Source organism: Leucobacter chromiiresistens (assembly GCF_900102345.1).
GTDB classification, from domain to species: domain Bacteria; phylum Actinomycetota; class Actinomycetes; order Actinomycetales; family Microbacteriaceae; genus Leucobacter; species Leucobacter chromiiresistens.
Window position 1 is genome coordinate 403,701 of the sequence record NZ_FNKB01000001.1, and the last position, 23,981, is coordinate 427,681.

The 23,981-nt window shown below is 70.8% G+C and carries 21 protein-coding genes and 1 pseudogene; 9 read left to right on the plus strand and 13 right to left on the minus strand.

Annotated elements, in window-relative coordinates; all coding sequences use genetic code 11:
* The first annotated feature begins 124 nt into the window (after positions 1 to 124).
* Both BLT44_RS01870 and BLT44_RS01875 read left to right on the plus strand, forming a co-directional pair.
* On the plus strand, positions 125 to 922 hold the full coding sequence (locus BLT44_RS01870) for an ABC transporter permease (RefSeq protein ID WP_010155855.1): 798 nt from the start codon (positions 125 to 127) through the stop codon (positions 920 to 922).
* Entirely contained in the window at positions 919 to 2,601 is a 1,683-nt protein-coding gene (locus BLT44_RS01875) for an ABC transporter ATP-binding protein (RefSeq protein ID WP_074689856.1), read from the plus strand. Before BLT44_RS01870 ends, BLT44_RS01875 begins: the two co-directional genes overlap by 4 nt.
* A 256-nt stretch (positions 2,602 to 2,857) precedes the next feature.
* Here BLT44_RS01875 and BLT44_RS01880 read toward each other — a convergent pair whose 3' ends face one another.
* Complete coding sequence (locus BLT44_RS01880; RefSeq protein ID WP_010155853.1) at positions 2,858 to 3,655, minus strand: alpha/beta fold hydrolase; 798 nt, start codon at positions 3,653 to 3,655, stop codon at positions 2,858 to 2,860.
* A gap of 309 nt (positions 3,656 to 3,964) precedes the next feature.
* Here BLT44_RS01880 and BLT44_RS15515 point away from each other — a divergent pair, with 309 nt between their 5' ends.
* The gene (locus BLT44_RS15515) at positions 3,965 to 4,123 is read left to right on the plus strand and encodes a hypothetical protein (RefSeq protein ID WP_155819019.1); all 159 of its coding nucleotides are present in this window, start codon (positions 3,965 to 3,967) and stop codon (positions 4,121 to 4,123) included.
* An 88-nt stretch (positions 4,124 to 4,211) separates the two neighbouring features.
* Positions 4,212 to 4,274 (plus strand): annotated as a pseudogene (locus tag BLT44_RS16130) (tyrosine-type recombinase/integrase); the annotation flags it as partial.
* An 82-nt stretch (positions 4,275 to 4,356) separates the two neighbouring features.
* On the opposite strand, the gene nrdF reads toward BLT44_RS16130, so the two are convergent.
* The 10 genes from nrdF to BLT44_RS01935 form a co-directional block, all read right to left on the minus strand.
* Positions 4,357 to 5,325: a class 1b ribonucleoside-diphosphate reductase subunit beta gene (nrdF, locus tag BLT44_RS01890; RefSeq protein ID WP_010155851.1), complete on the minus strand. Its 969-nt coding sequence runs from the start codon at positions 5,323 to 5,325 to the stop codon at positions 4,357 to 4,359.
* Positions 5,326 to 5,378: 53 nt separating this feature from the next.
* Positions 5,379 to 7,520, minus strand: coding sequence for a class 1b ribonucleoside-diphosphate reductase subunit alpha (gene nrdE / locus BLT44_RS01895; RefSeq protein ID WP_029608162.1), 2,142 nt, complete (start codon positions 7,518 to 7,520; stop codon positions 5,379 to 5,381).
* Positions 7,520 to 7,948, minus strand: coding sequence for a class Ib ribonucleoside-diphosphate reductase assembly flavoprotein NrdI (gene nrdI, locus BLT44_RS01900; protein ID WP_010155848.1), 429 nt, complete (start codon positions 7,946 to 7,948; stop codon positions 7,520 to 7,522). Before nrdI ends, nrdE begins: the two co-directional genes overlap by 1 nt.
* Positions 7,949 to 8,063: 115 nt before the next feature.
* Positions 8,064 to 8,297: a glutaredoxin-like protein NrdH gene (nrdH, locus tag BLT44_RS01905; RefSeq protein WP_010155847.1), complete on the minus strand. Its 234-nt coding sequence runs from the start codon at positions 8,295 to 8,297 to the stop codon at positions 8,064 to 8,066.
* Positions 8,298 to 8,545: 248 nt separating this feature from the next.
* Complete coding sequence (locus BLT44_RS01910) at positions 8,546 to 8,971, minus strand: hypothetical protein (protein WP_074689858.1); 426 nt, start codon at positions 8,969 to 8,971, stop codon at positions 8,546 to 8,548.
* 39 nt (positions 8,972 to 9,010) lie between these two features.
* Complete coding sequence (locus BLT44_RS01915) at positions 9,011 to 9,952, minus strand: PfkB family carbohydrate kinase (protein WP_074689860.1); 942 nt, start codon at positions 9,950 to 9,952, stop codon at positions 9,011 to 9,013.
* A 46-nt stretch (positions 9,953 to 9,998) separates the two neighbouring features.
* Positions 9,999 to 10,457 (minus strand): 23S rRNA (pseudouridine(1915)-N(3))-methyltransferase RlmH, encoded by a 459-nt coding sequence (locus tag BLT44_RS01920; protein WP_010155844.1) that lies wholly within the window; start codon positions 10,455 to 10,457, stop codon positions 9,999 to 10,001.
* Complete coding sequence (locus BLT44_RS01925; RefSeq protein WP_029608160.1) at positions 10,454 to 11,677, minus strand: pyridoxal phosphate-dependent aminotransferase; 1,224 nt, start codon at positions 11,675 to 11,677, stop codon at positions 10,454 to 10,456. Before BLT44_RS01925 ends, BLT44_RS01920 begins: the two co-directional genes overlap by 4 nt.
* A 314-nt stretch (positions 11,678 to 11,991) precedes the next feature.
* Complete coding sequence (locus tag BLT44_RS01930) at positions 11,992 to 13,383, minus strand: APC family permease (protein ID WP_244887459.1); 1,392 nt, start codon at positions 13,381 to 13,383, stop codon at positions 11,992 to 11,994.
* Positions 13,380 to 14,237, minus strand: a complete 858-nt coding sequence (locus BLT44_RS01935; protein WP_010155842.1) for a carbon-nitrogen hydrolase family protein — start codon at positions 14,235 to 14,237, stop codon at positions 13,380 to 13,382. The genes BLT44_RS01930 and BLT44_RS01935 overlap by 4 nt, the downstream gene beginning before the upstream one ends.
* A 100-nt stretch (positions 14,238 to 14,337) precedes the next feature.
* Here BLT44_RS01935 and BLT44_RS01940 point away from each other — a divergent pair, with 100 nt between their 5' ends.
* A complete protein-coding gene (locus BLT44_RS01940) occupies positions 14,338 to 14,952 on the plus strand; it encodes a TetR/AcrR family transcriptional regulator (protein WP_010155841.1) in 615 nt (204 codons plus the stop codon).
* Positions 14,953 to 15,248: 296 nt separating this feature from the next.
* Here BLT44_RS01940 and BLT44_RS01945 read toward each other — a convergent pair whose 3' ends face one another.
* Together BLT44_RS01945 and BLT44_RS01950 are read right to left on the minus strand one after the other, a co-directional pair.
* Positions 15,249 to 16,793 (minus strand): hypothetical protein, encoded by a 1,545-nt coding sequence (locus BLT44_RS01945; RefSeq protein ID WP_010155840.1) that lies wholly within the window; start codon positions 16,791 to 16,793, stop codon positions 15,249 to 15,251.
* A 450-nt stretch (positions 16,794 to 17,243) separates the two neighbouring features.
* Positions 17,244 to 19,112 carry an ABC transporter ATP-binding protein gene (locus BLT44_RS01950; RefSeq protein WP_010155838.1) on the minus strand — a complete coding sequence of 623 codons (1,869 nt, stop codon included), beginning with the start codon at positions 19,110 to 19,112 and terminating at the stop codon, positions 17,244 to 17,246.
* Positions 19,113 to 19,575: 463 nt separating this feature from the next.
* On the opposite strand from BLT44_RS01950, the gene mvk reads away from it, so the two are divergent.
* Genes mvk through fni form a run of 4 tightly spaced genes read left to right on the plus strand, consistent with a single transcriptional unit; the run spans position 19,576 to position 23,870 of the window.
* Complete coding sequence (mvk, locus tag BLT44_RS01955) at positions 19,576 to 20,667, plus strand: mevalonate kinase (protein ID WP_074689862.1); 1,092 nt, start codon at positions 19,576 to 19,578, stop codon at positions 20,665 to 20,667.
* Positions 20,664 to 21,650, plus strand: a complete 987-nt coding sequence (gene mvaD, locus BLT44_RS01960) for a diphosphomevalonate decarboxylase (protein ID WP_010155835.1) — start codon at positions 20,664 to 20,666, stop codon at positions 21,648 to 21,650. The genes mvk and mvaD overlap by 4 nt, the downstream gene beginning before the upstream one ends.
* Positions 21,647 to 22,741, plus strand: a complete 1,095-nt coding sequence (locus BLT44_RS01965) for a phosphomevalonate kinase (RefSeq protein ID WP_010155834.1) — start codon at positions 21,647 to 21,649, stop codon at positions 22,739 to 22,741. The genes mvaD and BLT44_RS01965 overlap by 4 nt, the downstream gene beginning before the upstream one ends.
* Positions 22,731 to 23,870, plus strand: coding sequence for a type 2 isopentenyl-diphosphate Delta-isomerase (gene fni, locus BLT44_RS01970; protein ID WP_010155833.1), 1,140 nt, complete (start codon positions 22,731 to 22,733; stop codon positions 23,868 to 23,870). Before BLT44_RS01965 ends, fni begins: the two co-directional genes overlap by 11 nt.
* The last annotated feature ends 111 nt before the right edge of the window (positions 23,871 to 23,981 follow it).

Below are 23,981 nucleotides of genomic sequence, written 5' to 3' on the forward strand. Positions count from 1 at the left end.
CAGCGCGTCCGGCGCCCCCGGGGCAGCCGGAGCGTCCCGCGCTTCCGCGCCCGCCCCCGGCGGGCCGCCGAACGCCACCCGAGCCCTCGCCGTACCGAAATCGCTGCGGCGCCGGCGCTTCTCCGTGCAGGCGACGGTGTCGCTCGTCTTCGTGGCGGTCGTGGTGCTCGCGGCCGCGCTCGCCACGCTGATCGCCCCGTACGACCCCGATCACGTCGACCTGCAGAACGTGCTCTCGGGCCCGAGCTGGGCGCACTGGCTCGGCACCGACGCGCTCGGCCGCGACCTGCTCACCCGCCTCATGTACGGGGCGCGCACCTCGCTCATCGGCCCCCTCATCGTCGTCATCGGCTCGACCGTGCTGGGCCTCCTGCTCGGTCTCGTCGCGGCGTGGCGCGGCGGCTGGATCGACGCCGTGCTGTCGCGCGTCTTCGACTTCCTGTTCTCATTCCCGGCGATGCTGCTCGCGATCCTCGCGGTCGCCCTCTTCGGCAAGGGGCTCTTCGCCCCCGTGCTCGCGATGACGATCGCCTACATCCCCTACGTCGCGCGGCTCACGCGCGGTCTCGTCGTCGCCGAGCGCACGCGGCCCTACGTGCAGGCGTACCGCGTGCTCGGCTTCCGGGGATCGTGGATCGCGATGCGCCGCGTGCTCCCCAACGTGGTGCCGACGGTCGGCGCCCAGTCGACGCTGAACTTCGGCTACGTGCTCGCCGACCTCGCCGCGCTGTCGTTCATCGGCCTGGGCGTGCAGGCGCCGACCGCCGACTGGGGCTCCATGATCAACGAGAGCCGCGGAGCGCTCATGAGCGGGGCGCTGCTGCCCACGTTCGTGCCGGCCGCCGTCGTCGTGCTCGTGGTGGTCGCCATCAACATCATCGGCGAAGAACTGTCCGACCGCATCGGAGGCAACTTCTCATGACCCAGCTCCTCGACATCGCAGACCTCTCGCTGCGGGTTCCGGGCCGTGGCCCGCTGCTGAACGGGGTCTCGATCTCCGTCGCCTCCGGCGAATCGGTGGCGCTCGTCGGCGAATCCGGATCGGGCAAGTCGCTCACCACCCGGGCCGCCCTCGGCCTCTTCCCCGACCACGCCTCGCTCGACGGATCGGTGCGGGTCGGAGACATCGACACCGTCACCGCGACGGAGGCGCAGCTGCGCACCATCCGCCGCACCCGCGCGTCGATGATCTTCCAGGATCCGCGAGCCGGCATCAACCCCGTGCGCACCCTCGGCGACTTCCTCACCGAGACGCTCGTGCGCTGGCACGGGCTCAGCCGCGCCGACGCCGCCGCCCGCGCCGTCGCGCAGCTCGAGCAGGTCGGTCTGCCCCGCGCCGCGGCGCTGCTCGACCAGTACCCGCACCAGCTCTCGGGGGGCATGCTGCAGCGCGTCATGATCGCCGCTGCGCTGCTCGACTCCCCCGATCTGCTGCTCTGCGACGAGCCGACCACCGCCCTCGACGTCACCACGCAGGCGGGCATCGTCGAGCTGCTGCGCGAACAGCAGGCGGCGCGCGGCATGGGCATGCTGTTCATCACGCACGATCTCGGGTTGGCCGCCTCGCTGTGCGAGCGCGTCGTCGTGCTGCGGGGCGGGCGCGTGGTCGAGGAGGGGGCGACCGAGGCCGTGTTCCGCGCCCCGCAGGAGGCGTACACGCAGGAGCTGCTGGCCGCGACGCCGCGCATCGAGGTGCGGGATGCGGGTGCTGGTGCTGGTGCCGACGCTCTCGGCGATCCGGATCCCGCCGCCGGCGCGTCCGGTGCCGACGGTGCCGTAGGTGCCGACGGTGCCGGCGCGTCCGCCGCCGAGCCTCCGCTCATCGCGGCGTCCGGGCTCACCAAGCGCTACCGGGTGCCGGGCCGCGACGACGTGACGGCGCTCTCGGGCGTCGGCTTCGCGCTCGCACGCGGCGGATCGCTCGGCATCGTCGGCGAATCGGGGTCGGGCAAGTCGACGCTCGCCCGCATCCTCGTCGGGCTCGAACAGGCAGACGCCGGCGAGCTGTCGTTCGGCGGCGTCGCGCGCCCCGATCGGGCTATGTCGGGCGCCGAGCGCCGCGAGCTGGCGGCGACCACGCAGATGGTGTTCCAGGATCCGTACCTGTCGCTCGATCCGCGCATCCCGATCGGGCGGGCCGTCGCCGACGTGGTGCGTCTGCATCGCGGCGGAGCGCGGCGCGAGGCCGAGACGGTGGCCGCGTCGCTGCTCGAACGCGTCGGCCTCCGCCCCGACCAGCTCGCGGCGCGGCCGAAGGCGCTCTCGGGCGGCCAGCGGCAGCGCGTCGCGCTCGCGAAGGCTCTCGCCGCCGGGCCGAAGCTGCTCGTGCTCGACGAGGCGACGAGCGCGCTCGATGTCTCGGTGCAGGCGCAGGTGCTCGAACTCATCGAGGAGGTGCGCGACCAGTTCGGCCTCTCCATCGTCTTCGTGACGCACGACCTCGCGGTCGTCTCCCGCATCTGCACCGAGACCCTCGTGATGCAGCGCGGCGAGGTGGTCGAGTACGGCAGCACCGCGCAGATCCTCACCGACCCCCAGGAGGAGTACACGCAGCGCCTCATCACCTCGCGGCCCGCGCCGCTCTGGCAGCAGGCCGCGTAGGGGCCCGGGCTGGGCCGGGCCGGGCCCGGCCCAGCCCGGGCCCCGCCCGGCTGTCGCCCTTCCGCCGCGCTCAGGCCAATCCCCCCGCCCGCCCGGCCCCGCCGTCGCACAGGAGATCCGGCGTCCAACGGGCGTACAGCGCGAAAGTGCACTGCATTTCGCCGGATCCCCTGCACGAAGCCGGGGCGAGCAGGGCCGACGGCGCCGGTTCCGGCACCGGCGCCAGTGCCGATGCCGGCGCCGGCAGCGCCGAGCGTTATTCCCCCGCGTCGCGCAGGAAGTCGATGCCGATCCGCTTGAAGTCGCGCGCACCGGGGGCGTTGAAGTGGTGGCGCCCCTCGATCTCGGCGAATGCGCCGTGCGGCAGCTGCGCGGCGAGCTGCTTCGAGTCGTCGAAGATGAGATCCTCGGTGCCGGTGGCGACGAGCACGGGCTGCTGCGGGGGGCGCCCCAGGTCGGGGTTCTCGTCGCCGAACCGCATGCCGCCGGCGAGCGCGATGAGCGCGGCGAGATCGTTCTCGGGCACTCGCTCGGCGAGTTTCACGTAGTTCTGGGTGGCGCGATCCGTCACCGGGGTGCCGTTGGCGAGATAGTCGTTCGCCTGCGCGAGGTCGAGGCGCCCGAGCGGGCGGCCGTCGGGGATGCCGCCGAGCACGGCGCGCTCGACGCGATCGGCGAGGTCGACCGCCACATGCCAGCCGACGCGGGCGCCGAGCGAATAGCCGAGGTACCGCACCGGGTCGATCATGTAGGTGTCGAGGATCACCTCGACGTCAGACACCAGCAGCGGCATCTGGTAGTTGCGGGGCTCGACCGGCTTCTCGCTCATGCCGTGACCGCGCTGGTCGATGCCGAGCACCCGGAAGCCCTCGCGCAGCAGCCCGCCCACCCAGCCGGTGCTCACCCAGTTGTCGCGGCAGCTCGACGCGAAGCCGTGCACCGCCAGCACCACGGGCGCGTCCTCGTCGCCCCACGTGTAGGTCGCGAGACGGAATCCCTCCTCCGACATCACGTAGACGGGTTCGGGCATCTCGGGGATCAGCGGAGTCGACATCCCTCCATTGTGGCCCGCTGAGCGCGGCGGCGTGCGCGCTGTCGTTCGGTGAGGCGAGCCGCGTGAAGGCTGAGGGTCGGGACGGGAACGGCCACCCTCCCAGCTCTCCCCGACCGAAAGCGGGCGCAGTAAAAAGCCCCTCGGGAATCTACGAACGGACTTCAGAGGGGGCTTTCTGCGCACTTCCACGGCTTCTCGCTGCAGGCGAGCTGTTCCTTAGAATCTCCATACGAGCGTCCGCAGATCAACGGCTTCCCGTATCTGAGAGGGGAGCTTTCAATGATGGATCGGAACGCCTATACAGACGGAGTGTGGGTCGTCCAGGAGGACTCCACTCCGGACCTCAAGATTCTTGCAATCTGTGCCACGCAGGAAGAAGCACTGGAGTTCGCGAATGTAGCGCAGCACCGCTACATCGATGGGGTGATTCACGGCTTCTATCCATTCGGCTTCAGGCACGGTGAATAGCAGGACCAAATGGCTTTGCAGCTCACGAGCATGCCCGGACGGTGCGGTCGGCCCCTAGGTAATGGGCCGTCTCTGATGACGTGACCTGGCCGTGCAGAGGATGCTTGGTCACGCTTCCGCAGCGATGACTCTTGACGTGTACGCCGACCTAAGAAAGGCCCGGGCTGGAGCTTCGCTCATGCGAAACTACCAACCCGAGCCTCTTCTGTAAATAGCGCCTCTTATCTGGGCTTTTAGAAGTCCCAGTCCTCGTCTTCGGTGGCGACGGCCTTGCCGATGACGTACGACGAGCCCGACCCGCTGAAGAAGTCGTGATTCTCGTCGGCGTTGGGCGAGAGCGACGACAGGATCGCCGGGTTGACGTCGGTCATCTCCTTCGGGAACATCGGCTCGTAGCCGAGGTTCATGAGCGCCTTGTTGGCGTTGTAGTGGAGGAACTTCTTGACGTCCTCGGTCAGGCCCACCGGGTCGTAGAGGTCTGCGGTGTACTTGACCTCGTTCTCGTACAGCTCGTACATGAGCGAGAACGTGTAGTCCTTGAGCTCCTGGCGGCGCTCCTCGGTCTCGTTCTCGAGACCCTTCTGGAACTTGTAGCCGATGTAGTAGCCGTGCACGGCCTCGTCGCGGATGATGAGGCGGATCAGGTCTGCCGTGTTGGTGAGCTTCGCGTGGCTCGACCAGTACATGGGCAGGTAGAAGCCCGAGTAGAAGAGGAACGACTCGAGCAGCGTCGAGGCGACCTTGCGCTTCAGGGGATCATCGCCCTCGTAGTAGTCGGTGATGATCTGCGCCTTCTTCTGCAGATTCGGGTTCTCCATCGACCAGCGGAACGCGTCGTCGATCTCCTGCGTGGAGCAGAGCGTCGAGAAGATCGACGAGTAGCTCTTGGCGTGCACCGACTCCATGAACGCGATGTTCGTGTAGACGGCCTCCTCGTGCGGGGTGATCGCGTCGGGGATCAGCGACACAGCGCCGACGGTGCCCTGGATCGTGTCGAGCAGGGTGAGCCCCGTGAACACGCGCATGGTGAGCAGCTGCTCCTGCGGCGTGAGGGTGGCCCACGACTGCACGTCGTTCGACAGCGGCACCTTCTCGGGCAGCCAGAAGTTGTTGACGAGTCGGTTCCAGACCTCGAGGTCCTTGTCGTCCTGGATCCGGTTCCAGTTGATCGCCTGCACGGCGTGGCCCAGCTTGAAGTTCATCGGGTTCTCTCTACTCCGGTGGTTTCTGTGTCGTTATGCCGTGATCGCGAGGATCACAGCATGCAGCTGACGCACTCCGACATGTCGGTGCCCTCGAGTGCGAGCTGACGCAGGCGGATGTAGTAGATCGTCTTGATGCCCTTGCGCCATGCGTAGATCTGCGCCTTGTTGATGTCGCGCGTCGTCGCGGTGTCCTTGAAGAACAGGGTGAGCGACAGGCCCTGGTCGACGTGCTGCGTGGCCGCGGCGTAGGTGTCGATGATCTTCTCGGGGCCGATCTCGTAGGCGTCGGTGTAGTACTCGAGGTTCTCGTTCGTCATGAACGGCGCCGGGTAGTACACGCGGCCCAGCTTGCCCTCCTTGCGGATCTCGATCTTCGACGCGATCGGGTGGATCGAGCTCGTCGAGTTGTTGATGTACGAGATCGAGCCGGTCGGGGGCACGGCCTGCAGGTTCTGGTTGTAGATGCCGTGCTCCATGACGCTCGCCTTGAGCTCGCGCCAGTCGGCCTGGTTCGGGATCGCGATTCCGGCCTGCGCGAAGAGCTCGGCGACCCGCGGCGTGGCCGGCGCCCACTCCTGCTCGGTGTACTTGTCGAAGAACTCGCCCGTTGCGTACTGCGAGTCCTCGAAGCCGCCGAACACGGTCTGGCGCTCGATCGCGATGCGGTTGGAGGCCTGCAGGGCGTGGAACAGCACCGTGTAGAAGTAGATGTTCGTGAAGTCGATGCCCTCTTCGGAGCCGTAGTGCACGTGCTCGCGGGCCAGGTAGCCGTGGAGGTTCATCTGGCCGAGGCCGATGGCGTGCGACTGGTCGTTGCCGTCCTCGATCGACCGCACCGACGAGATGTGGCTCTGGTCGCTGACGGAGGTGAGGGCGCGGATCGCGAGCTCGACGGTGCCGCCGAGGTTGCCGCCGTCCATCGCGGCCGCGATGTTCATGGAGCCGAGGTTGCACGAGATGTCCTTGCCGATCTCGGCGTAGCTCAGGTCCTCGTTGTACGTGGTCGGGGTGTTGACCTGGAGGATCTCGGAGCACAGGTTCGACATGTTGATGCGGCCCTTAATCGGGTTCGCCCGGTTCACCGTGTCTTCGAACACGATGTAGGGGTAGCCCGACTCGAACTGCAGCTCGGCGATGGTCTGGAAGAAGTGGCGCGCGTTGATCTTCGTCTTCTTGATGCGCGCGTCGTCGACCATCTCGGCGTACTTCTCGGAGATCGAGATGTCGCCGAAGGGCACCCCGTAGACGCGCTCGACGTCGTACGGCGAGAAGAGGTACATGTCCTCGCCCTTCTTGGCGAGTTCGAACGTGATGTCGGGGATCACGACGCCGAGCGACAGCGTCTTGATGCGGATCTTCTCGTCCGCGTTCTCGCGCTTGGTGTCGAGGAAGCGCATGATGTCGGGGTGGTGCGCCGACAGGTAGACGGCGCCGGCGCCCTGTCGCGCGCCGAGCTGGTTCGCGTAGCTGAAGCTGTCTTCGAGCAGCTTCATCACGGGGATGATGCCCGACGACTGGTTCTCGATCTTCTTGATCGGGGCCGCGGTCTCGCGGATGTTCGACAGCAGCAGGGCGACGCCGCCGCCGCGCTTCGAGAGCTGCAGCGACGAGTTGATGCCGCGCGAGATCGACTCCATATTGTCTTCGATGCGCAGCAGGAAGCAGGAGACGAGTTCGCCGCGCTGCGCCTTGCCGAGGTTCAGGAAGGTGGGGGTCGCCGGCTGGAATCGGCCCGACACGATCTCGCGCACGAGGCCGCGGGCGAGTTCGCGGTCGCCCTCGGCGAGGCCGAGGGCCGACATGACGACGCGATCCTCGAAGCGCTCGAGGTAGCGCTTGCCGTCGAACGTCTTGAGGGCGTACGAGGTGAAGAACTTGAAGGCGCCGAGGAACGTCGGGAAGCGGAACTTCATCGCGTACGCCTCGTTGGTGAGCTCTTCGATGAAGGGCACGCCGTACTGCTCGATGAGCTCGCGCTCGTAGTAGTCGTTGTCGATGAGGTACCGCATGCGCTCTTCGAAGTTGTGGAAGAACACCATGTTCTGGTTGACGTGCTGCAGGAAGTACTGGCGCGCCGCCTCGCGATCGCGGTCGAACTGGATGTTCCCGTCGGCGTCGTAGAGATTGAGCATCGCGTTCAGCGCGTGGTAGTCCATCTCGCTGATCTTCGACGATTCGAGTCCGGGCTCCATCACTGCGCTCGAGGTGTCGGCGGCTGTTGCTGTCGGGACCAAAACTGTTCCAATCCATCTTGGACGGCGGTGACGTCGTCCGGTGTTCCAAAGAGTTCAAATCGGTAGAGGAAGGGCACTCGGCACTTCCTGGCGATGATGTCGCCGGCGATCGCGTAGGCCTCACCGAAGTTGGTGTTGCCCGCGGCGATCACCCCGCGCAGGTGCATGCGGTTCTCCTCGTCGTTGAGGAACTTGATGACCTGTTTCGGCACGGCCCGCGTCTCGGGGCCTCCCCCGTAGGTGGGCAGCAGCAGCACGTACGGCTCGGTGACCCGGAGCGGCTCGTCGCCGGTCCGGATCGGGATCCGCTCGGCCGGCCGGCCGAGCTTCTCGACGAATCGGTGCGTGTTGCCGGAGACGCTGGAGAAGTAGACGAGATCCGCCATACTCTCCTCTTCCTCTCAGCCCGCTCGTTCGCCGCTCCACCGGCGGGGCCCGCCGGAGCCCCGGGGTACTGCGCGGGGCGGGAACCGCATGTGCTCCCGCCCCGTCACCGCACTGCTACGCGAGACGACCCGCGAGCTCCGAGATCTTGTCGGGGCGGAAGCCCGACCAGTGCTCGTCGTCGGTCACCACCACGGGAGCCTGCAGGTAGCCGAGCTCCTTCACCGCTTCGAGCGCCGTCTCGTCCTGCGAGAGGTCGAGCACGTCGTACTCGATGCCCTTGCTGTCGAGCGCCCGGTAGGTCGCGGTGCACTGCACGCACGACGGCTTGGTGTATACGGTGATCGCCATTTCACGCCCTTCGATAAAACTGTGCCGCCTCGTCCGAGGCACTACATCTAGTGAACCACACCGGGACCGACCACAACATGCAGTAGTTACACCAATGTAGTTTTGCACCGACTTTTCCCGCATCCGGGGGCCGGACTGGGGAGAACTTTCGGCGCGTTCCCGCACTTCTCGCCCACTTATCCACAACGCCGCAGGGCGCGAAAAATTCCTCCCTCCACACCCTGCTCGGCGTGTCGGGGGAGGGCGTCTCACGTGAGCGAAACCGGCCACAGCAGCTCCCTCCCGTCGGCCGCGAACCAGCGCAGCACGAGCAGCGAATCGGGCGCCTCGGCGGCCGCCTCCGCCCGCGTGCCGCGCACCGCCACGCGCAGGCGCTCGCCCGGCAGCACCGTACGCGGCAGCGACAGCCCGAGGAGGCCGTCGCCCGCCAACGAGAACCGCACCGCGTGCAGTGCGAAGGCACCCGTGTTCTCCACCTCGATGACCCCGCTGCCCGAACGCTGCGCGATGCGCCACGGCACCACGATCGCGCCACCGGCATCGCGGTCGCGGGCGTCGCCGGCGGTGCCCGCGCCGCGCCCACCGGCGTCGCGCGGGGCGCGGCCGACCGGAGCGACAGGAGCTCCGGAGCGCGACCGCGGTTGCAGCCGCGCTGAGAGGCGGAACGGGATCATGCCTCGATCGTCGCGCCGACCGCCGACATTCACGGACCGCTACGGCAGATACGCCTCCAGCGGCTGCAGCGCGGGCTGCGAGCGCTCGTCGGCGACCGCTGCCGCGCCCACGGCGCAGGCCGCGGCCAGCGCGTCGGCCTCGGCGACGCCCGAGATCAGCGCCGCCACGAGCGCGGCGCAGAACGCGTCGCCCGCGCCCACGGTGCTCACCACGGCGGCTGCGGGCGACGCCGCGCGCGCCACCTCCGCGCCGCCCCGCAGCAGCTTCGCCCCCTCCGCACCGAGGCTGACCGCCACGAGCGGGCCGGCGCCCTCGCCGTGCCCGACTCCCGCACCCGCACCCGCACCGGCATCGGCACCCGCATCGACCGCACCCGCACCCGCACCCGCATCGACCGCACCCGCACCGGCCCCGTGCAGCGCGGGCAGCGCCGCGAACTCGGTCTCGTTCACGATCACGAGATCCGCCCGCTGCAGCACCGCCTCCGGCAGCTCCGCCGCGGGCGCCGCATTCACCGCGAAGAACCCCGTGCACGCACGCGCCGCGGCGGCGACGGCGGTCATCGGCACCTCGAGCTGCACGAGCACCGCCTCGCCCGGCGCGAACGCGTCGCCCGGCACCGTCACGGCCGCGTTCGCCCCCGGGCACACGCTGATCTGGTTCTCCCCCGACGCGTCGATGCCGATGAGCGCCACCCCCGTCGGCTCGTCGACCGTGCGCACCGCCGACACGTCGACGCCCGCCGCGACGAGGGTGTCGCGGGCGAGCGCCCCATCGGCGTCGTCGCCGACCGCCCCGATCATGCGCGTCGCGACGCCCAGCGCCGCCGCCGCGGCCGCCTGATTCGCGCCCTTGCCCCCGGGAAGCCGGGAGAACGAGCCACCGCCGACCGTCTCCCCCGGCCGGGGCAGGGCGGCCGTGCGGGCGATGAGGTCGAGGTTGATGCTGCCGACGACGGCGAGACGGGGAGAACGCGTCACTGCGGGCCTTCCTGGAGCGGGCGGACTGCGGGCGATCCGGATCGGATCACACGTGATGATACGAGCGGTTCGCCGATATCTCCTGCGAACGGTACAGCTGCTCGACGAGCACGAGACGCACGAGCTGGTGCGGGAAGACGAGCCGCGAGAGGCTCCACACGAAATCGGCGCGCGCCCGCACCCGGTCGTCCACGCCGTACGCCCCGCCGATGATCACCGTCACCGACCGGCCCCCGTCGAACGCCCGCTGCAGCGTGCGCGCCAACTCGGGCGAATCGACGCCCCGCCCGCGCTCGTCGAGCAGCACGACGAAGGCGTCGCGATCCAGCTTCGCGAGCAGCCGATCCGACTCCTCGGCGCGCGCCGCCTCCCCCTCGCGCGAGGAGTGCGGCAGCAGCTGCCACGCCGTGTCGAAGGGCTTGCGCAGGCGCTTCTCGTACCGGCCGATGCCCTCCGAGACCCAGCTCTCGTGCTTCTTGCCGACGGCGAGCACCCGGACGCTCACGCCCGCCTCGTCTCGAGATACTCCGCGATGCGCCCGATGGCCTCGGTGAGCACGGGCACCGACGGCAGGGTGACGAACCGCAGATGATCGGGCGTCGGCAGGTTGAAGCCGCGGCCGTTGGTGACGAGCACGTGCGTGGCGCGCAGCACATCGATGACGAACCGCTGATCGTCGACGATCGGGTACACCTCGGGGTCGAGCCGCGGGAAGAGATACATCGCCCCGCCCGGCAGCTCGCAGCCGACCCCCGGAATCTCGGTGAGCAGCCGGTGCGCCGCGTCCCGCTGCTCGCGCAGCCGCCCGCCCGGGGCGCACAGCTCGGCGATGCCCGACCAGTTCGACGCCGGCGACAGGGCGACGGGGATCGCGTGCTGCGCCGGCACGTTCGCGCACATGCGCATGTTCGCGAGCAGCTGCAACCCCTCCAAGAAGTCGCGGCCCCGGGCCCGGTCGCCCGAGATCGCGAGCCACCCCGCCCGGTAGCCCGCGACGCGCTGCGCCTTCGACAGGCCGCTGAAGGTGAGGCAGAGGGTGTCGCGCACGTGCAGCGCCGCATGCTCGTGCCGGGCGCCGTCGTACAGGATGCGCTCGTAGATCTCGTCGGCCATGAGCACGAGGCCGTGCCGCTCGGCGAGCGCGGCGAACCCGCGCACCAGCTCCGCCGAGTACACGGCCCCCGTCGGATTGTTGGGGTTGATGAGCACGATGCCCTTCGTGGCGGGCGTCACCAGGCGCTCGATCGCGTCGAGATCGGGCATCCATCCGTTCGCCTCGTCGCACGGGTAGTGCACGGCGAGGCCGCCCGAGAGGGTGACCTGCGCCGTCCAGAGCGGGTAGTCGGGGGACGGCACGAGCACCTCGTCGCCCTCGTCGACGAGCGCCTGCACCACCAGCGAGATCATCTCGCTCACGCCGTTGCCGATGAAGACGTCGTCAGGGGTGACGCCCGCGACCCCCTCCTCCGTGTAGTAGCGCGCGACCGCCTCGCGGGCGGGGAGGATGCCGCGCGAATCGCTGTACCCCTGCGCCTCGGCGAGCGCCTCCTGCAGCCGCTCCACGATCTCGGGCGGCGCCTCGAACCCGAACGGCGCCGGGTTGCCGATGTTCAGCTTGAGGATCCGATGGCCCTCGCGCTCGAGGCGCTCGGCCTCCTGCAGGATCGGGCCGCGCACGTCGTAGCGCACCCCCGCGAGCTTCCGTGACTGGGTAATAGTGCGCACGGTCACGATCCTACGTCGCGCGGCCGCTCGGCCGCCGCCCCCGTTCCGCTGCGGCCGCGCCGCCGCCCGCCTCTCCTGCGGCCGCGCCGCCGCCTCTCCTCTCTTCTCCTCTCCCCTTTCGAGAGCGGGGTCACTTGCGGAGGGTGTTGCAGCGGTTGCGCACACCGACACACTCCGAAAGTGACCCCGCTCACGGATTCGGAGCGGCGGCGCGGCGGAGCGGCGGAGCGGCGGAGCAGCGGAGCGGCGGAGCAGCGGAGCGGCGGAGCAGCGGGGCGGCGGAGCAGTGGAGCGGCCGCGGGGCCGGATCGCGGTCAGCGCTCCGAGAGCACCGGAACGGGGCGCCGGAAGCCGCCCGTCGCGACCGCGAGCATCACGACGCCGAGCGCGAGCCACACGCCGCCCACCGCGTACGCCTCGGGGTGCAGCTGCGAGAACAGGTACAGGTCGACGGCGAAGCCCGCGATGGGGACGAGGCTCAGCAGCGCCCGCGCCGCGACCGGGCGCGACCGCTCGGCGCGCCGCCAGATCCACACGAGGAACGCGATGTTCACGAGCGCGAACGCCAGGAACGCGCCGAAGTTGATGTACGCGGTCGCCGTGCCGATGTCGAGCAGCATGCCGAACATGCCGATCGCGCCGATCAGCAGGATGTTGAGCCACGGCACCCGGAACGCGTTGCTGAGCCGCCCGAACACCGCCCGCGGCAGCACGCCGTCGCGCCCCATCACGAAGAGCAGCCGGCTCGACGTCGCCTGGATCGCGAGGCCCGACCCGAAGCCGGCGATCACGCTCACGAGATTGTTGATGTTCGTGAACGCGGCGCCGCCGGCGAAGATGGAGATCGTGTACCCGGCCGTGTCGGGATCGTCGAAGGCCCCTCCGGGGTGCACGAGCTGCATGAGCAGTGAGACGCCGACGAAGATGCATCCGCCGATGAGCACCGCCAGCACGATCCCCCGCGGAATGTCGCGCTTCGGCTCCTTCGTCTCCTCGCTGAGCGTGCTGATCGCATCGAACCCGAGGAACGAGTACGCCGCGACCGCCGCGGCGGAGCTGACGGCGACCACGCTTGTCTCCTCGTTCCAGAGCGCACTCGAGACGGGCGCGCCGCCCTCGCGGCCGAGGAACAGGAGCAGCACGACCACGAGCGCCGCGACCGAGGCCATCGCGGCGACGGTGAGCACGATGTTGACGCGATCCGCCAGCGCGATGCCCAGCAGGTTGATCGCGGTCGTCGCGCCCACGTTGACGACCAGCCACACCCACAGCGGAATGCCCGGGAACTGCGCGTGCAGGTACGTCGATTGGATCAGCCACGCCACCATGGGCAGGAAGAGGTAGTCGAGCAGGATCACCCACCCGGCGAAGAACCCCGCGACGCGCCCCAGCGTCTTGCCGACGTAGGTGTAGGCGGATCCGGCGTTCGGGTACGCCCGAGCGAGCACCGCGTAGGCGATCGCCGTGAGGAGCATCGCCGCGGTGGCGATGAGGTACGCCGTCGGGGCGGCGCCGCGGCTCGCCCCCGATACGACTCCGAACGTCGAGGTGACGATGCCCGGCGCCATGTAGGCGAGCCCGAAGAAGACCACCCCGAGCAGCCCGAGTCGCGGCAGCAGCTTCGTCGGCTGCAGGCCCTGCAGGCCCTGCACGCCCTGCGCGCCCTGCGCGGCCTGCGCGCCCTGCGCGGAGGTCGGCGCGCTCACTCGCCCGCCTCCGCTCCGCGCGGCGCCCACGTCTCGGGCGAGATGCGCCCGGCGTACAGCGGCAGCTCGATCGGCGCGTCGTCGGGGCGGAGCTGCGCCCACGGCCGCGACACCCCCGCCGTGCCGAACCGGCGCACCGCGCTCACCTGGTCGAAGTCGACGACGCTCGTGAGGATCTGCTGCTCCGCGGTCGACGACTGCATGCGGATCGCGCCGTCGGGATCCACGACGAGCGACCGGCCGCGGCCGGTCGGTGCGGCGGCGTTCACCGATGCGATCCATACCTGGTTCATGATGGCGTTGCCGCGCACGATGGCGAGCTCCTGCTCGCGGTCGCTCGTGTTCGTCTGCACGAGGTTCAGGATCAGATCGGCGCCCGCCCACGCGAGGTGGCGGGCGTGCTCGGGGAACCAGATGTCGTAGCAGATCGAGATGCCGATCCGCCCGTATCCGGGCAGGTCGAAGACGGTGAACTCGGCGCCGGGAGCGCAGGTCTCGGCCGGGCGCCACGGGAAGATCTTGCGGTACGTCGCGCGCACCTCCCCGTCGGGGCCGAACACCAGCGCGGTGTTGTGCACGCGACCGGAGTCGCTGCGCTCGAAGAAGGTGCCCGGCACCAGCCAGATGCCGAGTTCGGCGGCGAGCGCGGCGAGCCGGGCGAAGCGCTCGTCGTCGAGCGGGCGGGCGATGCTCTCGATATCCGGGGTGCCGACCGGGGTGTCGAGGTGCAGCTCGGGGTAGACCCAGAGACGCATCTGCGGGTGGGCGGCGGCGCTCGCGCGGAGGTGCTCTGCGAACGCGGAGAGTGTTGTGGCGTGGTGCTGCACCAGTGCAACACCGAGTGATCGGCTCATGGGCCTTCCCTTCATTGGTTAATGAAACTTTAAATAACTATTGCTGGACGTGTCAACCGGGCTGCGCGCGGCGCCCCCTCCGCTCTGAAAGAATGAGCGCATGGCCCGCCCCCGCAACCAGGAAGCCCGCAAGCGCGAACTCATCGCGGTCACGTCGCGGCTGCTCATCGAACGCGGGCAGGGCGGCGCGCGTCTCGTCGACATCGCTGAGGCCGCCTCGCTCACGCCGGCGGCGGTCAGCTACTACTACCCCGATCTCGCCGACCTCTACGCCGACACGTACGAGACGGCGATCGCCGAATACTCGACGCGGCGTCGGGAGCATGTCGCGCACGTCGCTTCGCCCGTCGAGCGCCTCACCGAGTGCATCGCGCTCGGCGTACCCCGCACCGGCACGAGCTCGCACGCCGCCACCGTGCTGCTCATGGAGCTCTCGGCGCTCGCGCTCCGGCAGGAGCGCATCCTCGCCTCGGGCGTGGAGTTCGAGGCCGAGCAGCTCGACCTGTTCAGCGAGATCCTCGAATCGGGTGCCCGCGCGGGCGCGATGCGGCTGCAGTACGACGTTCTCGAGACCGCCCGGGCGATCCTCGCCGTCGAGGACGGGATCGCGATTCCGGTCACCGCGGGCCGCCTCCCGGCGGATGATGCGCTGCGCGTCTCCCTGTCGGTCGCGTCGTCGCTGACGGGCGCGAATCTGCTCGCGGGCCGCCCGTAGGGATCGCGGCTGCCCCGAGCCGCTCCGCCGCCGCGCCTCCGCTCCCCCTCTCCGCCGCTGCCCCGCTCTGCCGCTCCGCTCCCCCTCTCCGCCGCTGCCCCGCCCCGCCGCCCCGCTCCCCTCACCTTCCTCGCGTCCTCGCGAGCGGGGTCACTTTCGGAGGGAGTTGCAGCGGTCGCACACACCGACACACTCCGAAAGTGACCCCGCTCGCAGATTTGGAGCGGCGGAGCGGCAGAGCGGCGGAGCGGCGGGGCGGGGCGGGGCGGGGGCCGTTCAGCCCGCGAGCACGCCGCCTAGGAGCACTGACCGTCGTGCAGGGCTCGCGCGATCCGGTCGGTCTCCTCGGTCATCGTGTACTCGGGAGCCGTCTCCGATCGGCTCTGCAGCTCATCGAAATCGGCCCCGAAGAACAGCACCGCGTACGAGCTCGTGACGCCCTCCGTGAGCGTTCCGGTGATGGGCGGCCGCGGCGTTCCGCACGTGTCGAAGGTGACCGCGTGAGCGAGCTCGTGCTTCATGACGTCGATGAATGCGGGGCTCGAGAGATTCTGCGGATACCCCGGCGCCGTGTCGTTGACGTAGATCACCGAGGGGTTGGCGGCGCAGAAACCGGCCTCCGCGATGCCGGTCGGATCCGACTCTATGCAGTACTGCCGCACCGCCGAGTAGTCGAAGCTCACCTCGCGCCCGAACTGGGCGGCGAGCAGCTGCGCGGCGCTCGCGTAACTGCCATCGGCGTCGGGCTGAGCCGCGAACCCCCGCGCGTACGTCTCGGGATCGCTGGCGAGCGGCGCGCCGTCGGGCCCCTCCGCCGGTGCGCGATCGCCGCTGTACTCGCGCACCTCGCCGTTCTCGTCGGTGATCTGCACCGTGACGTCGAGATCCTCACCCGCGGCGAATCTGCGCTCGATCTCCTCGACCTCCGTGACGTACGCCTGGATGCGGTCGTCGAGCTCGGCGGCGTCGGTGCTCATCGTCGATCCGGCGAATCGCAGTGCCGAGCGCAGGTCGGTCAGCTGGTACAGCAGCGCCGCGTAGTAGTCGGATGAGACGCTCCGCCCGTTGGGCGTCATGTCGAAGATCGTGCCGTCCTCGGCGGCCTGCGAGTACGTGTCGAGGGTGCCGACGACGTACGTCTCCATCGCGTCCCAGCCCGGCCGCTCGTTCATCACGTACACGGTCGCGGCGGTGGACTGCCCGCTGATCGCGCCGTCGACCACCGAGCTGCCCCACTTCCCGAGCGCATTGACGGCGGCGAACAGCAGTCCGACGACGATCCCCACGACCAGCAGGACCCCGAGCGCTACGAACAGCAGCGTCTTGCCGACGTTGATCTTGCGCGGCGCCGGCGGTGCGGCCGGGGGCGGGGACGGCAGGTGCGGGTGCTGCGGGTGCTGGTGCTGGTGCTGCGGGTGCTGCGGATGGGGAGCACCGGGAGCGTACTGCTGCAGGCCCTGATGCGTCGGCGGAAAGCCCGGCGGCTGGTTCGGGGAGCCGACGTGCTGGATTGAGGCGCCGCTGTGCTGGATCGGGTAACCCGGCTGCTGGTTCGGGACGCCGGGCGGCTGGACGGGGTGGCCGGGGTACCGATTCGGGACGCCGGGCGGCTGGGCGGGGTGGCCGAATGGCTGCTGGATCGGCTGGCCGGGCGGCTGCTGCGGGTACCCCTGCTGATGCGCGTGACCCGGCTGCTGCGGCCAGCCCTCCGGCTGCTGCGGGCTTCCGGGCCCCTGCGGGTACCCGGCTTGCTGCTGAGGTGGCTGCTGCTGCGGGGAACCGGGCTGCTGCTGCGCCTCCGGTTGCTGCGCAGGCGGCTCGGGCTGGCGCGACTCGGTCATGCATTCACCATACTGAGTCGAACGTCCCGGTCGAGAGCGCGGTCCCACCCACGCACCTCCACACCCCGCACCCTCCCACTTTTGCGAGCCGGGTCACTTTCGGAGCGTGTCGCACCGAAAACCACCGCCGACACCCTCCCGAAGTGACCCCGCTGGTCGTGCGAGCGGAGAGAGGGGCGGTGTCGGTCAGGCAACGACGCGGATGGGCGAACGCCGATGGTCGCGGACACCGACTGACGCATCGCCGACGCACCCTGCCTCCGCCATCGGAGCGGGGTCACTTTGGGAGGGTGTCGCGCCTGAAACGGTCGCCCACACCCTCCCGAAGTGACCCCGCTCGCACAGGGGCTTCGGCACGGCCGCCGACGCGGACGCCGACGCAGACGCCGACGCGGACGCAGACACCGGCGCGGCGCGGCCGCCGCCGCCGCCGCACCCGCCGACTCCCCGCTACTGCTGCTGGGCGTAGAGCTCGGCGTAGGCGCCGCCCCGCTCGAGCAGCTGCTGGTGGGTGCCGTGCTCGAGGATGCGCCCCCCGCCGACCACGTAGATGCGGTCGGCGTCGACGATCGTCGAGAGGCGGTGGGCGATCGCGATGGTCGTGCGGCCGCTGCGGGCGTCTTCGAGGGCGTGCTGCACGATGCGCTCGTTGACGGTGTCGAGCGCGCTCGTCGCCTCGTCGAGCACGAGCACGCGGGGGTTCTTGAGCAGCACGCGCGCGATCGCGATCCGCTGCTTCTCGCCGCCCGAGAGGCGGTAGCCCCGCTCGCCCACGACGGTCTCGTAGCCGTCGGCGAAGCTCTCGATGGTGTCGTGGATGTTCGCGAGGCGCGCCGCGGCCTGCACCTCGTGCAGCGAGGCGTCGGGCTTCGCGTACCGCAGGTTGGCGAGCACCGAGGCGTGGAACAGGTAGGGCTCCTGCGTCACGACCCCGATGCGGTCCATGAGCGCCTCCTGTCGCAGCTCGCGCACATCGTCGTCGCCGTAGCGCACGGTGCCGGAGGAGGCGTCGTAGAGGCGGGGCACGAGCGAGCCGATGGTGGTCTTGCCCGATCCGGAGGCGCCGACGAAGGCCACGAACTCCCCCGGTTCCACGTGAAACGACACGTCGTCGAGCGTCGGGCGATCGTCAGGGCCGGCGTCGGGGTAGCGGAACGAGACCGACTCGAACGCGATGCGACCGGCCCGGCCCGGGGCGTCGGACGGCTCGCGCGCATCGTCGGCGTCGACGATGGCGGGCCGCAGATCGAGGTACTCGAAGATGCGGGCGAACAGCGCCTGCGAGGTCTGCAGGTCGAGCGCGATGCGCATGAGGGCGACGAGCGGGAAGAGCAGGCGCGACTGCACCGTGGTGAAGGCCACGATCGTGCCCGCCGTGATGCCGGGGTCGAACCCCTCGCTCTGGCCTCGCGCGATGAGCCACCCCGAGACGAGGTAGACGATCGCGGGCACCGCCGAGAGGAACACCTGCACGAGCGCGAAGAACAGCTGCCCGCTCATCGTCTGCCGCACCTGCAGGTCGATCTGGTTGCGGTTCTCGGCCGAGTAGCGCTCGGTCTCGGCGCTCTGGCGCGAGTAGGTCTTCGCGAGCAGCACGCCCGAGATGGAGAGGGCCTCCTGCGTGATCGCGCTCATCTCGGACAGCGACTCCTGCGTGCGGCCGGCGATCTTCGCGCGGATCTGCCCGACGCGTCGCTGCGCGATCACGAGCACGGGCATGACGACGACGGCGATGAGGGTGAGCTGCCAGCTGAGCAGCAGCATCGCCACGATGGCGGCGACGACCGTGACCGTGTTGCCGATGATGTTGGAGACGGTGTTCGTCAGCACGTTCGCGACGCCGCCGACGTCGTTCTGCAGGCGCGACTGGATCACGCCGGTCTTCGTGCGGGTGAAGAAGCCGAGTTCCATGGACTGCAGGTGGGAGAAGAGTCGCACTCTGAGGTCGCCCATCACGCGGTTGCCGACGCGCGCGGTGAAGAGGGTCTGCACGATCCCGAGCCCGGAGGAGATGACGAACACGGCGATCATCGCGCCGACGAGCCAGGCGAGCACGGTGAGGTGCGGCCCGCCGCCGTCGAGGGGGAACAGGCCGTCGTCGAAGATGCGCTGCGTGAGCAGCGGCGGCAGGATCGCGAGCGCGGCCGAGACCAGCACGAGCGCGACGATGACGACGAGCTGCGCGCGGTAGGGGCGGAACAGCGCGGCGATGCGGCGCCCGAGCCCCGGCACCGCGGGCGCGTCGCGGTTGAGCTTGCGCTGGAGTTCGGCGTCGCCGGCGGAGATGCGGGATCCCCGGCCGACCGGCCCGCCGCCCATGCTCATGCTTCACCCGCGCTCATGCTTCGGAGAATAGCGCGCCGCGGGGCGCTGCGGCGCCGTGTTCGCCGCAAGCGGTCGTCGGCGACGCGCCGCACCGCTGTGCACCTCGACAGCCGCACCGCGCGCCTGCCCACTCGTGCGCACCCCCGGCACCGACCCGGCACCGCCCCCGCACCACGACCGCGCACCCCCCCTGCACCAGCCCCAGCGCAACACCCAGCGCACCCCCCTTGCGCAACCCCCACCGCGTCCGCCGACAGCGGATTTCGTCGCCGAACCTCCTTCTCATCGGGAGTTCCGCACTCCCCGCGGGCGCCGCCGGGAGGGTGCCCGGGTCGCATCTTCAGGCGGTTGCGAATACCCTAAGAGATCTGACGTGCAGGGGACGGGGGTGTCCGGCCCCCTTCACGCGTGCCCGAGCGCGGATTTCGCTCCCGGGAGTCGACCGAAACGGATCCGAATGTCCCAGACCCCCCGCGTGGAACCGCACGATGTTCAGGCGTCCCCGGTTCCGGTTGCGGGCGGCCGCCGAGGGGCGGGGGCCGCGCACGCGAAGGCGATCCTCTTCGGCGAGCACGCCGTGGTCTACGGCGCCCCGGCGATCGCCATCCCCGTCGACAGCCTGACGGCGGAGGCGACGATCGAGCGCGGCGGCCCGGCGGGGCTCCGAATCGCCAGCTCCCTCTACACGGGGCCCGTCGACGGCGCGCCCGCGCGGCTCACCCCCGTGGTGACCGCGATCCGCGCGTCGCTGGAGCGCGCCGGCCTCGCCGATCTCGCGCGCAGCGAGGCGGGCGCGGCAGACGCAGGCGCAGGCGCGGTCGCCGACGGCGCGGCAGGCGCGAGCGCGGCAGACGCACCCGCGGTCGCCGACGGCGCGCTCGTCACCATCGCGAGCTCCATCCCGCACGAGCGCGGCCTCGGGTCGAGCGCGGCGGTCGCGGCGGCGATCGCGCGCGCGGCGTTCGACCTCGCCGGCGCGGAGCTCGACGGCGAGACGCTGTTCGACCTCATCCAGACGGCCGAGCGCGTCGCCCACGGCAAGCCGAGCGGCATCGACGCCCGCACGGTGGCGGCGACGGGCGCGATCCGGTTCACCCGCGGCGCGGTCGCGCCGATCCGCATCGGAGCGCCCCTGATTCTGGCGTTCGCAGACACCGGCCACCCCGGGTCGACGGCGCAGGCGGTGGGCTCGGTGCAGGCGCTCCGCGAGCGCGAGCCCGCATCCACCGACGCCCTGCTCTCCCGGCTGGCCGAGATCGCGGAGCACTCGATCGAGGATCTCGCGGCGGGCGACCGTGCCGCGGTCGGCGCCGCCATGAGCGAAGCTCACGCGATCCTGCACCGCGTGGGGGTCAGCTCGGATCACCTCGACGCCATCGTGGCCGCGGCCTGCGCTGCGGGCGCGAGCGGGGCGAAGCTCACCGGCGGGGGGCTCGGCGGCTGCGTCATCGCGGTCGCGAGCTCGACGGCGCACGCCGAGCAGATCGGCGCCGCCATGCGCGACGCCGGCGCCGAACGCACCTGGACAGTGGAGGTTCCCGCCGCATGACGACCGCAACCGCTCGGGCGTTCCCGAACATCGCCCTCGTGAAGTACTGGGGCAAGCAGGACGAGGATCTCATCCTGCCCGTCGCGGGCAGCCTGTCGCTGACGCTCGACGCGTTCGCGACGACCACCACCGTCGCGCTCGATGCGGGCGCCCGCTCCGACGCGTTCGCCCTGAACGGCGCCGAGGCGAGCGACGATGCGACGCGGCGCGTCACCCGGTTCCTCGACCGGGTGCGCGAGCTCGCGGGTTCGGAGGCGCGCGCCGTTGTCACCTCCACCAACGAGGCTCCGACGGGTGCGGGGCTCGCGTCGTCGGCGTCGGGGTTCGCGGCGCTCGCGACCGCGGCGGCCGCAGCGTACGGGCTCGACCTGGATCGCCGCGACCTCAGCCGTCTGGCGCGCCGCGGGTCGGGCTCGGCATCGCGCAGCCTCGTCGACGGCCTCGCCGTCTGGCACGCTGGCGACGACGCGCACTCGTACGCGGAGGGGGTCTCGGGCCCCGACATGCGGATGGTGATCGTCACCGTCGATACGGCGCAGAAGGCGGTGTCGAGTCGCGCCGCGATGCGCCGCTCCGCACTCACGTCCCCCTTCTTCCCCGCCTGGATCTCGTCGACCGAGGAGTCGCTCGCCGCGATGCTCGAGGCCTGCGCGGCCGACGACTTCACGCGGGTGGGCCGCATCACGGAGTCGCATGCGCTGCGCATGCACGCGGTGATCCAGTCGTGCGATCCGCCGATCAGGTATCTCGCCCCGACGAGCGTCGCCGTCTTCGACGCGGTCGTCGCGCTGCGCGATCAGGGTCTCGAGGCGTATGCGACGGCCGACGCGGGGCCGAACGTCGCCGTGATCGTGCGACCGGATCAGGCGGAGGATCTGCGTGATGCGCTGCAGGGCTTCGGCTCGGTGCGGCTCGTCGGCGCGGGCGCCGGCGCGCAGCTGGTCGCCCCCGACTCGGCGGCCCCGGCGGGGGCGACCGCATGATCGAGCAGCGCGCGCCGGGCAAGCTCTACATCGCCGGCGAGTACGCCGTCGTCGATCCGGGGCAGCCCGCCGTCATCGTCGCGGTCGACCGGTACATCACGGTGCAGCTGAGCGAGGGATCGCAGGTCGGCCGCGTGCGCTCGAGCGCGTACGGCCGCTCGCCCCTCGTGTGGGTGCGCGACGACGCGAGCGACCGCATCGTGCTCGAGCACCAGCCCTACGACTACGTGTTCGCCGCGATCACCGCGGTCGAGCAGTTGCGCTCCGAGCGCAGCCTGCCCCCGCGCTACTACGATCTCGACATCAGCAGCGAGCTCGACGACGTGAGCGGGCGCAAGTTCGGCCTCGGCTCGTCGGCGGCGGTGACGGTCGCGGTCGTCGCCGCGCTCGACGAGTTCTACGGGCTCGGCCTCGGCGAGCTCGAGCGCTTCAAGCTCGCCCTGCTCGCCACCATCGAGGTCGCCCCGACGGCGTCGGGCGGCGATCTGGCGGCGAGCACCTTCGGCGGGTGGATCCGCTACGCCTCCCCTGACCGCGGTGCGCTGCGCGCGCACCGGGCCGCGCACGGCGTGTCGGCGACGCTCGCCGCGCGGCAGGAGTGGGCGGGCAGCGGCGTCACGCGCCTCGCGCATCCCGATGCGCTGCAGCTGCTCGTGGGCTGGACGGGCTCCCCGGCATCGACCGAGCGCCTCGTGGAGCAGGTGCGCACCTCCGAGAGCCGCACCCCGCTGCAGCCGTATCCGACGTTCATCGCCGACAGCCGCGCCTGCGTCGACGCGCTGGTCGACGCGTTCGCCCGCGGCGGCGCGGGGGCTCCGGAGGTGCTGGGGCGGGCGCGCCGGGTGCTGCAGCGCCTGGGCGCATCGTCGGGCATCACAATCGAGACGCCGCAGCTGCGGGATCTCTGCGACATCGCGGAGCGCCACGGTGCGGGCGGCAAGCCCTCGGGCGCGGGCGGCGGCGACTGCGGCATCGTGCTCGCGGATGCGGATCTCGCGACCGAACCGATTCTGCGCGAGTGGGAGGCCAACGACATCCGGCGCCTCAGCCTCGCCCCGCACCCCGCGTCGGGAGGCGTCGATGCATTCTGAGACCGCGCCGCAGGCGATCGACGGCAGCCGGGCCGCGCGCAAGGACGAGCACGTCGACCTCGCGCTCGGTCAGCAGGGCGACGCCGGGCGCAACGAGTTCGACGACCTCGATTTCGTGCACCAGGCGCTCGACGGCGTCGACGCCGAACGCGTCGATCTCGGCGTCGGCATCGCCTTCGGCGCCGGGCCGCAGCACGCCGCCGGACGGTGGCGCTGGGAGACGCCCTTCTACGTCAACGGCATGACGGGCGGCACCGAGCGCACGACCCGCATCAACCGCGAGCTCGCCATCGCGGCGCGCGAGACCGGGCTGCCGATGGCGTGCGGCTCGGTCTCGGTCGCGCTCGACGAGCCCGACGCCGCGCGCGGCTTCTCGGTGATCCGCGACGAGAACCCCGACGGCTTCGTCATGGCGAACCTCGGGGTGGGGCGCCCCGCCTCCGACGCGCCGCGGGCGGTCGAGCTGCTCGGGGCGAACGCCCTGCAGGTGCACGTGAACGCGGTGCAGGAGACGGCGATGCCCGAGGGCTCGCGCGACTTCTCGTCGTGGATCGCGTCGATCGAGCAGCTCGCCGCCGCTTCGCCCGTTCCCGTGATCGTCAAGGAGGTCGGATTCGGCCTCAGCCGCAGCGCGCTGCGGCACCTCTCCGAGATCGGCGTCGGCATCGCCGACGTCGGCGGGCGCGGCGGCACCGACTTCCTGAAGATCGAGAACGCCCGGCGCCCGGCCGGCGAGTACGCGATGCTCGCCGGGTTCGGCCAGTCGGCCCTCGCGTGCCTCCTCGACGCCCCGCAGGGCGCCCCCGCGCTGCTCGCCTCCGGCGGGGTGCGCTCCCCGTTCGACGTGGTGAAGGCGCTGGCGGCCGGGGCCCAGGCCGTCGGCGTCGCGGGCGCGTTCCTCGCGGCGATCGGCCGCAACGGCGAGCCCGGCGGCGCCGAGCGCCTCATCGCCCTCGTGAACGACTGGAAGCTGCGCACCCGCGCGGTCTACGCACTGCTCGGGGCGGCGACGCGAGACGATCTGCTCGCGACCGACCTCATCCTGCGCGGGCGGCTGCGGGAATTCTGCGCCGACCGCGGCGTTGACCTCAGTGCACTCGCTCTCCGATCGGAGGCGCCGCGCCCATGACCCGCCCGCGCACGCACCTCCAGCGCCAGCGCCTCCGCTGCATCGCGCCGCCCCGCATCTGCGGCGCCGCGCCGACCCCCACCCCGCACGCACGCACTCACTCACGAAGGA

Coding starts and splice junctions, on each gene's coding strand:
- fni (WP_010155833.1), top strand. CDS start 22,731: ATGCATTCTGAGACCGCGCCGCAGGCGATCGACGGCAGCCGGGCCGCG.
- BLT44_RS01880 (WP_010155853.1), bottom strand. CDS start 3,655: ATGTCGACTCCGCTGATCCCCGAGATGCCCGAACCCGTCTACGTGATG.
- mvk (WP_074689862.1), top strand. CDS start 19,576: ATGTCCCAGACCCCCCGCGTGGAACCGCACGATGTTCAGGCGTCCCCG.
- mvaD (WP_010155835.1), top strand. CDS start 20,664: ATGACGACCGCAACCGCTCGGGCGTTCCCGAACATCGCCCTCGTGAAG.
- BLT44_RS01945 (WP_010155840.1), bottom strand. CDS start 16,793: ATGACCGAGTCGCGCCAGCCCGAGCCGCCTGCGCAGCAACCGGAGGCG.
- nrdF (WP_010155851.1), bottom strand. CDS start 5,325: ATGAACTTCAAGCTGGGCCACGCCGTGCAGGCGATCAACTGGAACCGG.
- nrdI (WP_010155848.1), bottom strand. CDS start 7,948: ATGGCGGATCTCGTCTACTTCTCCAGCGTCTCCGGCAACACGCACCGA.
- BLT44_RS01940 (WP_010155841.1), top strand. CDS start 14,338: ATGGCCCGCCCCCGCAACCAGGAAGCCCGCAAGCGCGAACTCATCGCG.
- BLT44_RS01935 (WP_010155842.1), bottom strand. CDS start 14,237: ATGAGCCGATCACTCGGTGTTGCACTGGTGCAGCACCACGCCACAACA.
- BLT44_RS01965 (WP_010155834.1), top strand. CDS start 21,647: ATGATCGAGCAGCGCGCGCCGGGCAAGCTCTACATCGCCGGCGAGTAC.
- nrdH (WP_010155847.1), bottom strand. CDS start 8,297: ATGGCGATCACCGTATACACCAAGCCGTCGTGCGTGCAGTGCACCGCG.
- BLT44_RS01910 (WP_074689858.1), bottom strand. CDS start 8,971: ATGATCCCGTTCCGCCTCTCAGCGCGGCTGCAACCGCGGTCGCGCTCC.
- BLT44_RS01875 (WP_074689856.1), top strand. CDS start 919: ATGACCCAGCTCCTCGACATCGCAGACCTCTCGCTGCGGGTTCCGGGC.
- nrdE (WP_029608162.1), bottom strand. CDS start 7,520: ATGGAGCCCGGACTCGAATCGTCGAAGATCAGCGAGATGGACTACCAC.
- BLT44_RS01950 (WP_010155838.1), bottom strand. CDS start 19,112: ATGGGCGGCGGGCCGGTCGGCCGGGGATCCCGCATCTCCGCCGGCGAC.